The 12287-nt window shown below is 65.9% G+C and carries 11 protein-coding genes and 3 tRNA genes; 8 read left to right on the top strand and 6 right to left on the bottom strand.

The features are described from left to right. The first annotated feature begins 150 nt into the window (after positions 1-150). The 5 genes from ACODSU_RS10470 (at position 151) to ACODSU_RS10450 (ending at position 5112) form a co-directional block, all read left to right on the top strand. Positions 151-1065, top strand: a complete 915-nt coding sequence (locus tag ACODSU_RS10470; protein ID WP_015014831.1) for a dioxygenase family protein — start codon at positions 151-153, stop codon at positions 1063-1065. 44 nt (positions 1066-1109) lie between these two features. Further along, a complete protein-coding gene (locus ACODSU_RS10465; RefSeq protein ID WP_488842197.1) occupies positions 1110-1388 on the top strand; it encodes a hypothetical protein in 279 nt (92 codons plus the stop codon). Between the two features lie 6 nt (positions 1389-1394). After that, the gene (locus ACODSU_RS10460; protein ID WP_488842195.1) at positions 1395-3074 is read left to right on the top strand and encodes an ATP-binding protein; all 1680 of its coding nucleotides are present in this window, start codon (positions 1395-1397) and stop codon (positions 3072-3074) included. After that, complete coding sequence (locus ACODSU_RS10455; RefSeq protein WP_476017617.1) at positions 3071-3769, top strand: response regulator; 699 nt, start codon at positions 3071-3073, stop codon at positions 3767-3769. The genes ACODSU_RS10460 and ACODSU_RS10455 overlap by 4 nt, the downstream gene beginning before the upstream one ends. A gap of 188 nt (positions 3770-3957) precedes the next feature. Beyond that, positions 3958-5112, top strand: a complete 1155-nt coding sequence (locus ACODSU_RS10450) for a DNA topoisomerase IB (protein WP_488842193.1) — start codon at positions 3958-3960, stop codon at positions 5110-5112. A 24-nt stretch (positions 5113-5136) separates the two neighbouring features. Here the strand turns inward: ACODSU_RS10450 and fumC are convergent, their stop codons facing one another. Next, positions 5137-6546 (bottom strand): class II fumarate hydratase, encoded by a 1410-nt coding sequence (gene fumC / locus ACODSU_RS10445; protein ID WP_488842191.1) that lies wholly within the window; start codon positions 6544-6546, stop codon positions 5137-5139. A 179-nt stretch (positions 6547-6725) separates the two neighbouring features. Here fumC and ACODSU_RS10440 point away from each other — a divergent pair, with 179 nt between their 5' ends. From ACODSU_RS10440 to murI, 3 genes are all read left to right on the top strand, one after another. Beyond that, positions 6726-8282 carry a fumarate hydratase gene (locus ACODSU_RS10440; protein ID WP_488842189.1) on the top strand — a complete coding sequence of 519 codons (1557 nt, stop codon included), beginning with the start codon at positions 6726-6728 and terminating at the stop codon, positions 8280-8282. A gap of 174 nt (positions 8283-8456) precedes the next feature. Then, positions 8457-9155, top strand: coding sequence for a DUF6882 domain-containing protein (locus ACODSU_RS10435; RefSeq protein ID WP_488842187.1), 699 nt, complete (start codon positions 8457-8459; stop codon positions 9153-9155). Positions 9156-9288: 133 nt separating this feature from the next. Beyond that, positions 9289-10167 (top strand): glutamate racemase, encoded by an 879-nt coding sequence (gene murI / locus ACODSU_RS10430; protein WP_488842185.1) that lies wholly within the window; start codon positions 9289-9291, stop codon positions 10165-10167. Between the two features lie 101 nt (positions 10168-10268). Here the strand turns inward: murI and ACODSU_RS10425 are convergent, their stop codons facing one another. The 5 genes from ACODSU_RS10425 to ACODSU_RS10405 form a co-directional block, all read right to left on the bottom strand. Then, positions 10269-10793: a M48 metallopeptidase family protein gene (locus tag ACODSU_RS10425; RefSeq protein ID WP_209820033.1), complete on the bottom strand. Its 525-nt coding sequence runs from the start codon at positions 10791-10793 to the stop codon at positions 10269-10271. A 159-nt stretch (positions 10794-10952) separates the two neighbouring features. Continuing rightward, complete coding sequence (locus ACODSU_RS10420; RefSeq protein WP_015014841.1) at positions 10953-11585, bottom strand: DUF6806 family protein; 633 nt, start codon at positions 11583-11585, stop codon at positions 10953-10955. A gap of 13 nt (positions 11586-11598) precedes the next feature. After that, positions 11599-11691, bottom strand: a tRNA-Leu gene (locus tag ACODSU_RS10415). A gap of 153 nt (positions 11692-11844) precedes the next feature. After that, positions 11845-11920: transfer RNA gene (locus ACODSU_RS10410), tRNA-Gly, on the bottom strand. Positions 11921-12100: 180 nt separating this feature from the next. Next, positions 12101-12174, bottom strand: a tRNA-Cys gene (locus tag ACODSU_RS10405). Positions 12175-12287: the final 113 nt, after the last annotated feature.

Raw genomic sequence — 12287 nt, 5'->3', positions numbered from 1 at the left:
CAAAACTGCCCATAGCGCTAGTGGAATATGCGCTGGCAGCTATTAAATTTGAAGTAGACACACTTCAGCAGGCAGCGCCCGGCGGCGCTCCCAGATTTCTCCTCAATCGGTAGGCACAGTGCGGTGCAGACCCACCCGAAGGAGAAATCCATGCCCCCTCTGCACTCTCTGGTCCCAACCGCCGCCACGGCGCCAGCACCCGCCGCAGCAGCCCCCCTCACACCCCCCACCGCCACCAGCCGCCGCCTGGCATTGAGCGCGCTGGGCTCCCTGGGCGTTGCCACCCTGTGGGGCTGCGGCGGAGGCGGGGACAGCACCAGCACCGACGCAGGCACTGGTACAGACTCCGGTTCGGGCACGGGCAGCGGCACCGGCACCGGATCAGGGACCGGCACGGGAACGGGCACCGGCACAACCACCACCTGTTCCGTCGTACCCGAGGAAACCGCCGGCCCCTACCCTGCCGACGGCTCCACGGCCAGCAACAACACCTACAACGTGCTCGCGCTCAGCGGCATCGTGCGTTCGGACATCCGCAGCTCGGTGGGTTCGTCCACCCAGGTCAGCGGTGTGCCGCTGTCCATCACCATCACTTTGACCAACACCAAGGCCAGTTGCGCACCGCTGTCGGGGTACGCCATTTACCTCTGGCACTGCACGCAAGACGGCAACTACTCCGTCTATTCCTCCAACAACATCGCCGACAACTACCTGCGCGGCGTGCAGGCCACGGATGCCAACGGCACCGTCACCTTCACCACCATCGTGCCGGGCTGCTATGCAGGCCGCATGCCCCACATGCACCTGGAGATCTACCCCACGCTGGCATCGGCGACGAAGGCCGCCAACAAGATCAAGACCACGCAGCTGGCCTTTCCCACCGCGCTGCTCAGCAGCATCTACAGCGCCAATTCCGGCTACAGCGCCAGCGTGCGCAACCTGGCCTCCATCACCTTCGCCACCGACAACGTGTTCAGCGACGGCACCGATCTGGAGATGACCACCATGCAAGCCAACTCCGGCGGTGGCTACTCCGCCAGCATCACGATCTCCATTGCGGTCTGAGCCCCCATCACCATCGCTTCTTCCGCTCTTTTCAAAGGCACACCATGCACCAGATGCACACCATTCTCGCCAGCCTGGCCCTGATCTCCCTGGCCGCCGCAACCCCCAGCCACGCCGAGCCCGCCCGCGGCACACCGCCCGCGCCGCCCCCTGAGGCCTATGCCGCCTGCAAGGGCAAGACCGAAGGCGCCTCCGTCACGCTCACCATGCCTGATGGCAAAACCCTGACCGGCACTTGCCGCACAATGGACGGCACCCTGGTGGCCATGCCCGCTGGCGGGCCCGGTGGCCCCGGCGCGGGTGGCCCGCCCCCCGCCCGCTGACCCACCATGCCGCCCCTGCGCTCCCTTGTCCCCGTGCCCCACCTGACGCTGCACCGCAAAGCCTTCATCGCCCTGGCCGCGCTGCTGCTGGCGCTGCTGCTGATCTTTGTGGGGTTCTCACGCCTGGGGCTGCAGCGGGGCCTGGGGCCGTATGTCGCCGAGATCGAGCTGGCCCGCATGGACTGGCTGGCCGAACGCCTGCAGTCTCACCACACCCAGACGGGCGGCTGGGACAGCCTGCGCGGGCAGCCCTCCCTGTGGGGACGGCTCACCCACCCGAGCGGCGGCTCGCGCGGGCCCGGCGGTTTCCGCCCGCCCAATGGCCCGCCGCCCGACCGCAGTAGCCCGTTTGCCGCGCCACCTGCGTCCCCTGCCCCCTCCGTGCAATCCGACCTCTTGACGCAGCCTGCCAGCGCGGCCAGTGCCCCTGCGGCCAACGACAGCCAGGGTGGCCGTGGCACCGACCCGGGCAATGGCCCGCCCCCACGCCCGCCCAACGACGACCTGCGCCCCATGGACCGGAGCGCTGCGCCACCCCAGCGCCACCCGGATGACATCTACCCCCGCCTGGGCCTGCTGGACGCGCAAGACCAGCTGGTCGCAGGCACTCCGCCCCAGCCCGGAGGCGCCCGTCTGGCACTGCGCGGCGCCAGCGGCCAGGTCATCGGCCACCTGGTGCTGGCACCGCCCCAGGGCGTGCGCAGCGAGGCCGACCAGGCCTTTCTGGCCCAGCACCTGGGCTTTGTGGCGTGGACGGGCCTCGCCGGTCTGGCCCTGGCGCTGCTGCTGTCGGGCTGGCTCGCACGGCGCTGGCTGGCCCCGGTCGAGGCCCTGGCCACCGGCGCGCGCGGCATTGCGCAGGGCCACCTGCACACCCGCGTGCCCGTGCACGGCAACGACGAGCTGGCCCAGCTGGCCCGCACCTTCAACACCATGGCGGAACAACTGGGCAGCATCGAGGTCAGCCGCCGCCAGTGGCTGGGCGACGTGGCCCACGAGCTGCGCACGCCCCTGGCCGCCATGCGCGCCGAGATCGAGGCCGTGCAGGACGGTATCCGCCCCTTTGACGACAAGACCGCGCTGCGCCTGCACCGGCAGGTGATGCGTCTGATCCAGCTGGTGGGCGACCTGCGTGCCAGCCTGGATGCAGCGGGCACCAGCGCGCCCTCGGCCCAGGTGCCCGTGCACCCGCTGTCGCTGCTGGCCGAGGCACTGGCCTCCATGCGCCCCCGTCTAGCGCAGGCGGGCATTGATGTGGACACCACCGGTCTGGACGCCCTGGCTGCCCAAGGCACCGCTCAGCCCGCCCCCCTGGTGCGCGGCGACGCACAGCAACTGCACCAGGTGTTTTTGAACCTGCTGGAAAACAGCCTGCGCTACACCGACGCGGGCGGCCTGCTGCGCATTGCGGCACGCCTGCTGCCGCCGGCCGATGGAGCCCCCCAGCTGCAGGTGCAGCTGGACGACAGCGCGCCCGGCGTGCCCGCGCACGAGCTGCCCCGTATCTTTGAGCGCCTGTACCGCGCCGAAACCTCGCGCAACCGCGACCACGCCGGATCAGGCCTGGGCCTGGCGATCTGCCGCGCCATCGTGCTCGCGCACGGCGGCACACTGACGGCCGAACCCTCCCCCCTCGGCGGACTGCGCATCACGCTGCAACTGCCCTTGCTGGACAACCCTTCATGAGCCCCCGCATCCTTGTCGTCGAAGACGAACCCGACATCGCCGCCATCGTGGTGGACTACCTGCGCCACGCGGGCTACACGGTGGAGCACCAGGCCGAAGGCCGCGCAGCCCTCGCCAGCCTCATCACCACACCGCCCGACCTCACGCTGCTGGACATCATGCTGCCCGGCATGGACGGCCTGGAGATGTTGCGCCAGGCGCGGCGCCACACGCAGCACCCCATCATCATGCTCACGGCCCGCGTGGAAGAGGTGGACCGCCTCATCGGTCTGGAGCTGGGAGCGGACGACTACATCTGCAAACCGTTTTCACCGCGCGAGGTGGTGGCCCGCGTCAAGGCCGTGCTGCGCCGCACCGCTGCCGCACAAGAGCCGCCAGCCCACCAGACAACCACCGCCGCCTTGATGCTGGACGAATCGCACTGGCAAGCCACATTGCACGGCAGGCCGCTGGGACTGACCCGCCGCGAGTTCAAGCTGCTGCAGGTGCTGGCGCGGCAGACCGGGCGCATCTTCTCCCGGGCCCAGTTGCTGGACCAGGCCTATGACGACACGCTGGACGTGAACGAGCGCGCCATCGACAGCCACATCAAAAACCTGCGCAAGAAGCTCAAGGCCGCCAGCACAGACGGCAGCGATTGGATCCGGTCGGTGTATGGCGTGGGCTTTGCGCTGGATCCGACGGCGCCAGATTGATACGATTTTGATAGCATCAGGCGCATATTCAATAAGCGCTACAGCCTCTTTTGCACCACATCGCGGCACGGATTCCACAGCACGGTTGCGCGGGTCGCTCACCGCAGCGCACGCCACAGGCCTACACCGCTCGCGGGCACCAGCGGGTGTGATCAAAGCCGACTCACCGGCTTTATCCACTGCCCCTCATGCCCGCATCCCCCAAGCCCGGCACCCCATCCTCGGCCCGCTCATCCGAACCCGCGCCCTCCCCATCACCCGGACTGCAAGGTGGCTTGGTGTACGTCAGCCCCACACTGCCGGGCATTACCCGGGTACGCTGCGGCGCCAAGGCGTTTCGCTACCGCCTGCCTGATGGCCAATGGCTGCAAGACCCGGCAGAGATCGATCGCATCCGGCGCCTGGCCATCCCGCCGGCCTACACCCAGGTGTGGATCTGCCCCCTGCCCAACGGACACCTGCAGGCCACCGGGCTCGATGCACGCGGGCGGCGCCAATACCGCTACCACGCCCTGTGGCGCCGGCAGCGGGACGAAGGCAAGTTCGAGCACATGCAGGCCTTTGGCCGGGCGCTGCCACGCATCCGGGCCCGCGTGGCGCGTGACCTGGCCACACCCCGCCGAGGCCCGGTGCTCACGCGCGAGCGGCTGCTGGCCACGCTGGTGCGCCTGCTGGACACCACTTTTCTGCGCGTCGGCAATGAGGAATACGCCAGCACCAACCGCTCGTATGGCCTGACAACGCTGCGCACGCGGCATGCGCGGCTGCAGGGCAACGAGCTGCGGCTGCGCTTTCGCGGCAAGAGCGGGGTGCAGCAAGAGACCACCCTGAACGACCCGCAGGTGGCCCGCGTGGTGCGCCGCTGCCAGCAGTTGCCGGGGCAAGAGCTTTTTCAGTATGCGGATGAAGACGGCAACCTGCGCACCCTGGGTTCTGGCGACGTGAATGACTACCTGAACGAGATCACCCGCACTGCTGGCAAGGCCGACGGCGAACGCTTTACCGCCAAGGACTTTCGGACGTGGCACGGGACCACGCAGGCGCTGGAGCTGACCCGGCTGGCCTGCACCGGCGCGGATGCCGCCAACGCCACAGACAAAGGCCTGCGCTACAGCGCCCAGGCCATCCTGGCCGAGGTAGCCCGCCAGCTGGGCAACACACCCGCCGTGTGCAAGAAATCGTACGTGCACCCCGCCGTCCTGGCGCTGGGCGCACAGATCGCGTCCGACCCTAGCCCACGCAGCCAGCAGGTGTGGGCCCGCCTTGGCGGCGCCACATCACCCCGCGGCCTCAGCGCTGCCGAGCGCAGACTGCTGGCGTTTCTGAGCAAGCCTCGGGCATAGGGCCTAGGGCCTGCATCAAGGAAATCAGCGCCCCACCATATCCCCCGGCACCACCCACTGGTCAAACTGCTCGCCCGTGACATGGCCCGACGCGATGGCAGCGGCACGCAGGCTGGTGCCCTCCTTGTGCGCCTTCTTCGCAATGAAAGCCGCCTTGTCGTAGCCGATGTGCGGGTTCAGCGCCGTCACCAGCATCAGCGACTGCTCCACCAGATCGTTGATGCGCGCCTGGTTGGGCTCGATGCCCACGGCGCAGTGCTCGTTGAAGCTGGCCATGCCATCGGCCAGCAGGCGCACGCTCTGCAAGAAGTTGTGAATCACCATCGGACGGAACACATTCAGCTCGAAGTTGCCAGAGGCCCCGCCGATGTTGATGGCCACGTCATTGCCCAGCACCTGCGCGCACAACATGGTCAGCGCCTCGCACTGCGTGGGGTTGACCTTGCCGGGCATGATGGACGAGCCCGGCTCGTTCTCGGGGATGGTGATCTCGCCCAGCCCGCTGCGCGGGCCGCTGGCCAGCCAGCGCACATCGTTGGCAATCTTCATCAGGCTGGCCGCCAGGGTCTTGAGCGCGCCATGGGCATGCACCAGCGCATCGCAGCTGGCCAGGGCCTCGAACTTGTTAGGGGCGGTAACCAGCGGCAGGCCCGTCAGGTCGGCCAACTCCTTTGCCACGGCGTGGGCATAACCGGCCGGCGCATTGAGCCCCGTGCCCACAGCGGTGCCGCCCAGGGCCAGCTCGCACAGGTGCGGCAGCGCAGCGCGCACATGCTGCTCGCCGTGCTGCAGCTGCGCCACCCAGCCCGAGATCTCCTGGCCCAGCGTGAGGGGTGTGGCGTCCTGCAGGTGTGTGCGGCCAATCTTCACAATGCCATCAAACGCCTTCGCCTTGGCCGCCAGCGTAGTGCGCAGGCCGTGCAGCGCGGGCAGCAGGCGGTGCATCAGCGCATCCACCGCCGCCAGGTGCATGGCGGTGGGGAACACGTCGTTGCTCGACTGGCTCTTGTTCACCTCGTCATTGGGGTGCACCAGCCGCGCCTCGCCGCGCGGCCCGCCCAGCAGTTCGCTCGCGCGGTTCGCCAGCACCTCGTTCATGTTCATGTTGGTTTGGGTGCCCGAGCCGGTCTGCCACACCACCAGCGGAAACTCCTGCAGGTGGCCGCCGCCAATCACCTCGTCCGCCGCCGCCACGATGGCCGTGGTCTTGGCTGCATCGAGCAGGCCCAGCGCATGATTGACGTAGGCACTGGCCCGCTTGACCTGCGCCAGCGCGCGGATCAGTTCGGGCGCCATGCGCTCGCCCGAGATCGCAAAGTGGTGCAGCGAGCGCTGCGTCTGCGCGCCCCACAGCCGCTCGGCCGGGACATCGATGGGGCCGAAAGTGTCTTTTTCGGTGCGGACTGCGGTCGGGGCGGGGGTGGAGGTCTTCACGGGTGGGCCTTGCCGCTCAGCGAGCGAATGGGGTGGAACGAAACATCAGACCGCAGCATACCCACCCCAGGCCACGGCGCGCCAGCACCCGCCACCACCCGCCATGGCCCCTGACAGGACCACGCAAGCCCGGCGGGGGATAATTCATGGTTCGCGTTTTCCCTCAAACCCCCACCGCCATGACCACGACGACCATTCGCCAAGAAGACCTGATCGAATCCATTGCCGGCGCGTTGCAGTACATCAGCTACTACCACCCCACCGACTACATCTCCCACCTGGCCCGCGCCTACGAGCGCGAGAAGAGCCCGGCGGCCAAGGATGCGATCGCGCAAATCCTGACCAACAGCAAGATGAGCGCCACCGGCCAGCGCCCCATCTGCCAGGACACCGGCATCGTCAACGTGTTCCTGAAAGTGGGCATGGATGTGCGCTGGGAAGGCTTCACCGGTAGCCTGGACGACGCCATCAACGAAGGCGTGCGCCGTGGCTACAACCACCCCGACAACACGCTGCGTGCGTCGGTCGTGGCCGACCCCCAGTTCGCCCGCAAGAACACCAAGGACAACACCCCCGCCGTGATCTTCACCGAGATCGTGCCCGGCAACACTGTGGACATCACCGTGGCAGCCAAGGGCGGTGGCTCGGAGAACAAGTCCAAGATGTACATGCTCAACCCCGGCGACAACGTGGTGGACTGGGTGCTCAAGACCGTGCCCACCATGGGCGCTGGCTGGTGCCCGCCCGGCATGCTGGGCATCGGCATTGGCGGCACGGCCGAAAAGGCAGTGCTCATGGCCAAGGAAAGTCTGATGGACGACCTGGACATGTACGAACTGCAGGCCAAACAAGCCAGCGGGGCCGAACTCGACAACGTCGAAAAGCTGCGCCTGGAGCTGTTTGAAAAGGTCAATGCCCTGGGCATCGGCGCGCAGGGCCTGGGCGGCCTGACCACCGTGCTGGACGTCAAGATCAAGATGTACCCCACGCACGCAGCCAGCAAGCCGATTGCGATGATCCCCAACTGCGCCGCCACGCGCCACGCGCACTTCGTGATGGACGGCTCCGGCCCCGTGTACCTCACGCCCCCCAGCCTGGACCTGTGGCCCAACGTGGACTGGGCGCCGGACTACAACAAGAGCAAGAAGGTCAACCTCGACACGCTGACCAAGGAAGAAGTCGCCAGCTGGAAGCCCGGCGACACGCTGCTGCTCAACGGCAAGATGCTGACGGGCCGCGACGCCGCGCACAAGCGCATCCAGGACATGCTGGCTAAGGGCGAGAAGCTGCCTGTGGACTTCACCAACCGCGTCATCTACTACGTGGGCCCTGTAGACCCGGTGAAGGGTGAGGCCGTGGGCCCCGCAGGCCCGACCACCGCCACGCGCATGGACGGTTTCACCGAAATGATGCTGGCCCAGACTGGGCTGATCGCCATGGTGGGCAAGGCCGAGCGCGGCCCGGTCGCCATCGAGGCCATCAAGAAGCACCAGAGCGCCTACCTGATGGCCGTGGGCGGCGCCGCCTACCTGGTCTCCAAGGCCATCAAGACCGCCAAGGTCGTGGGCTTTGAAGACCTGGGCATGGAAGCCATCTACGAATTCGACGTGGTGGACATGCCCGTGACCGTGGCCGTGGATGCCGGTGGCACCAGCGCCCACATCACCGGCCCGGCCGAGTGGCAAAAGCGCATCGCCTCGGGCGAGTTCAAGGGCATCGGCGTCGCTGCGGCCTGATGCGCGTTGGTGTGGCAGGGCCCGCAAGGCGCCTGCCGCAACACAAGGTGCAATGACAAAGAACCGCCTTCGGGCGGTTTTTTTGTGGCCGCCCCGACACACATCCCTACACCCGCTTCGGCAAAAATGCTGGTTCGATCCGACTCCTATTTCTCGGCCTTGGCCGCCCCCACCATGCTTTTGAACCACGGGTTTGCACAGCCCCTTCAGCAGCCTCTGCGCACCTTGCTGCTGGCCACACTGATCAGCGCCCTGCCCCTGGCGGCCAGCGCCAACCCGCCCATGGTTCCACAGCATGACGCGCAAACCGCCTTTGGCGGCGCGCTGCCGGCCCGCGACGCCGCGCTGCTGGACGCCAGCATCGCATCCCACATCGAACGCCAACAGCTGCTGAACAGCCAGCACCTGGCAGGCAGCCAACTGCGCACCCTGGACTTTTTCAACAAGACCTTCACCGTGCTCCGTGGCGGCAAGCGCACGGTGTTTGATGCAGAGCTGCTGGGTACCTGGTGGCCCGAAAGCAAGCGCTGGGCATGGGAAGCCGTAGAACGCGTGCCCGACCTGAAAGACCCGAAGCGCAAATCGTTTGCCACGGGCAGCGCACTCACGCGCCTGTATGGTCGTGAGCACGGCATCGACATCCTGCAGACCGATACCGCGCAATTGGCGAGCGAAGAGGCCGCCTGGTATCTGTGCGCACTCACCGCGCAACTCAACCAAGCCAGTGGCGTGCTGGTGAGCATCAGCAGCGAGCTGGTCGCAGGGGGCTCAGAGGGGCAGAAGGCCGTGGTCAAACGCTACTACCTGCTGTCGCACCCGAAAGTCACGGACGCACCCACCGGTGGCAGCAAGACCCAGTCGCCCGCACGCTGAGCCTTTTGCCTTCCCCCAGTGCTCTGCAGCTGCGCGGTCGGCGACGCAGCCAGAGGCGTAGCTCCAAAGCCCACGCTGCAGGCCATCCCCGTTTTCCTACAATCCAGCCTTTTGTCCAACCACGGGCTTCCTGATGCCGCAGGCCTCTTCTCCTATCGGTGTGTTTGACAGCGGCGTCGGCGGGCTGAGCGTGCTTCGCGCCCTGCTGGCCGCCATGCCCCACGAGCGCTTCGTGTACCTGGCCGACAGTGCCAATGCCCCCTACGGCGAGCGCGGCGACGCCTTTGTGGCGGCGCGCACCCACGCCATCACCGACTATCTGTGCCAGCAGCACCACATCAAGGCCCTGGTGGTGGCATGCAATACCGCCACGGCAGCCGCCATCCACGAGGTGCGCAGCAGCCATCCGGAATTGCCACTGGTGGGCCTGGAGCCTGCCGTGAAGCCGGCTTTGGCAGTGACCAAAACAGGGCATGTGGGTGTCATCGGCACCCGGGGCACGCTGACCAGCGCCAAGTTCGGCAAGCTCATGGCCTCGCTGGCCGACCAGGCCCATTTTGTGGTGCAGCCCTGCGACGGTCTGGCGCACGCCATTGAGCGCAGCGTGGCCCTGCCCGCCGCTGCCCCTGACAGCCCTGTCAGCACCACAGAGACCGGCGCGCTGTGCGAACGCTACGTGCAGGCCATGGGCAGCTTTGGCACGGGGCCAGGGCAGATGGACACCCTGGTGCTCGGCTGCACGCACTATATTTTTGTGGCCCACGAGTTGCGCGCACTGGTGGGGCCGGACGTTCAGTTCATCGAGACGGGTGAACCTGTGGCACGCCAGACGCGGCGCCTCTTGGAGGCGGCCGACCTGCTCGCGTTACCACCGTCCGAGCAGCCCACCTCCCCCGAGGGCCCGGAGCCCGTACAACTGCTCACCACCGGCCCTGTTGCCATGATGCAGGCAGCGGCCCAGCGCTGGCTGAACCTGCCTGCCAGGCTCTGCCAGAGCGTGTCAGTGCCTTGATGGGAAAAAAGACCGCTAGCGCAGGTTTTATATGCGCTGATAGCTATCTTTTTTGGAGCACCATCAGCTGGTGCACCTGATGCGCTGACAGTCCTGAATCCTCAGGAAGCGTCAGAGCCCCACAGCCGCGTACCCGCCTGCTCCACATGGGTAAGGTACAGGCGCAGGTCGAATTCGTACTGGTGGTACTGAGGCTCCATGTGGGTGCAGAGCTGGTAGAAGGCTTTGTCGTGGTCCTTCTCGCGCAGGTGGGCCAGTTCGTGGACGACGATCATGCGCAAGAACTCTTCGGGCGCCTGCTTGAACATCGCGGCAATGCGAATCTCATGTTTGGCGGCCAGCCGGTTGCCCTGTACGCGTGACACGGCGGTGTGCAAACCCAGTGCATGGCGCACCACATGGATCTTGTTGTCGAACAGCACCTTGTTGACCGTGCCTGCGTTGCGCAGATAGCGTGCCTTGAGCTCCTGCGCATAGTCATACAGCGCCTTGTCGCTGCGCACGGCATGCGCCTGCGGGTACTTGCGCAGCAGCACCGCGCCAAGCTTGCCCTGCTGCAACAGATCACGCGCCTGGTCCTGCAACGATGCGGGGTAGGAACGCAGATAGGGAAGATCAGTGCTCATGGGCAACCAGGCCGAGATGGCCAGGACATGGGGTGGCGCGAACGCACATGCGCCTTGAAGCGACAGGTGAAATTACCCACTGCCTGGGAGGTATGAGTAAGGTGTGCCGGAAGGCTTGCACCCACAAGCAGCGCATGCGCCGCAAGCCGGCGGCGCAGATCAGTGCAGGTGGCGCGGGCGACGGCCACCACCACCGCCGTGACCACCGCTGGGGCCGCCAGGGCCACGCGGCGGCTTGCCAATCTCCAGCGAGTTCACCAGGGCGTCGAAGCGCTGGCTGAACAGCTTATCGATCTCGGCGACCACGCCGCCGAGCTCGGCACCGTCAAAGTGGCGCTCCATCATGTTCACTACGTCTTGCACCAGCAGGTCACGCTGCACCTGCATGATGGCAGCGGGCGTGGGGCCGACGAAAAGCATCACGAAGTCGTCGCGTGACTCTGCGCCCTGCTCTTCCTCGTCTTCATCAAAGTCGGTGTCGTAGAAAGTGACCTCAATGGCTGCACCTTGCTCGGCCAGCTCATTGAGGCTCATGCACATCTCGTCAAGCGACTGGCGGAAGTCCTCATCGCCTCGCACCGTCCAGCACATCTGCAGCAAATGCTCTTGCGCGTCGTATTTGATACCTGGCTCTTCTTCGTAGGCACTGGCGGCACCGTCGGCCAGCGAACGTGCTCCAGCGTACTTCCACAGCGGTTTGAGCGCCTCTTGAAGCTGGTCAAAACCGACATCAGCCCGCAGGAGGACCTGTCCGTGGACATGGATTTCAAAGGGAGCGTTGTAACTTGACATGATTGAATCGTAGTGGTGCCCCGAGCCGGGGTCGAACCGGCACGCCCCTTTTCAGGAAAGCGGCGGATTTTAAGTCCGCAGTGTCTACCAATTTCACCATCGGGGCGCCGGCTGCTGAGCGCATACCTGCGTTGCAGCGTAACCCGGGCAGCGCATGCGCGCAATGCCCTGTCGTATCTCTGGTCAGGACCGCTGTTTGAAAACAGCGCGCCCCGTACCACCAAGAAAAAAGGGAAGCCTAAGCTTCCCTTTTCAAATATGGAGCGGGAAAAGAGTCTCGAACTCTCGACCTCAACCTTGGCAAGGTTGCGCTCTACCAACTGAGCTATTCCCGCATTTTCTGATTTTTCTAACGTTTCCGTTAGCGCTTATCAGCAAGCCTCAAATTATATAACTCTTTTTGACCGTGTTCGATTGCAAGCCAAAAAATTTTATCCAACCACCAACCCCTGAAACGATCTCTGCTTGCGTCTCTGCCCTGAGGGCTTCGTCACATTGTTGCCGCAGACCGTATCTGGAGGCGCGGTCCGGAGTCGAACCGGACTAACCGGATTTGCAATCCGGGGCATAACCGCTTTGCTACCGCGCCAGGAACTCTCATTCCTCTGACAAAAAAGGGAAGCGACTGCTTCCCTTTTTGTGGAAATTGGAGCGGGAAAAGAGTCTCGAACTCTCGACCTCAACCTTGGCAAGGTTGCGCTC

The organism is Acidovorax sp. FG48 (assembly GCF_057809085.1).
The sequence above is the reverse complement of the archived record's forward strand: the minus strand, read 5'-3'. Positions and strand labels throughout refer to the sequence as shown.

What these genes read in the sequence shown, in the direction of transcription:
- ACODSU_RS10470 (WP_015014831.1), top strand. Translation starts at nt 151, where the DNA reads ATGCCCCCTCTGCACTCTCTGGTCCCAACCGCCGCCACGGCGCCAGCA.
- ACODSU_RS10455 (WP_476017617.1), top strand. Translation starts at nt 3,071, where the DNA reads ATGAGCCCCCGCATCCTTGTCGTCGAAGACGAACCCGACATCGCCGCC.
- ACODSU_RS10460 (WP_488842195.1), top strand. Translation starts at nt 1,395, where the DNA reads ATGCCGCCCCTGCGCTCCCTTGTCCCCGTGCCCCACCTGACGCTGCAC.
- ACODSU_RS10440 (WP_488842189.1), top strand. Translation starts at nt 6,726, where the DNA reads ATGACCACGACGACCATTCGCCAAGAAGACCTGATCGAATCCATTGCC.
- murI (WP_488842185.1), top strand. Translation starts at nt 9,289, where the DNA reads ATGCCGCAGGCCTCTTCTCCTATCGGTGTGTTTGACAGCGGCGTCGGC.
- ACODSU_RS10420 (WP_015014841.1), bottom strand. Translation starts at nt 11,585, where the DNA reads ATGTCAAGTTACAACGCTCCCTTTGAAATCCATGTCCACGGACAGGTC.
- ACODSU_RS10425 (WP_209820033.1), bottom strand. Translation starts at nt 10,793, where the DNA reads ATGAGCACTGATCTTCCCTATCTGCGTTCCTACCCCGCATCGTTGCAG.
- ACODSU_RS10465 (WP_488842197.1), top strand. Translation starts at nt 1,110, where the DNA reads ATGCACCAGATGCACACCATTCTCGCCAGCCTGGCCCTGATCTCCCTG.
- ACODSU_RS10450 (WP_488842193.1), top strand. Translation starts at nt 3,958, where the DNA reads ATGCCCGCATCCCCCAAGCCCGGCACCCCATCCTCGGCCCGCTCATCC.
- ACODSU_RS10435 (WP_488842187.1), top strand. Translation starts at nt 8,457, where the DNA reads ATGCTTTTGAACCACGGGTTTGCACAGCCCCTTCAGCAGCCTCTGCGC.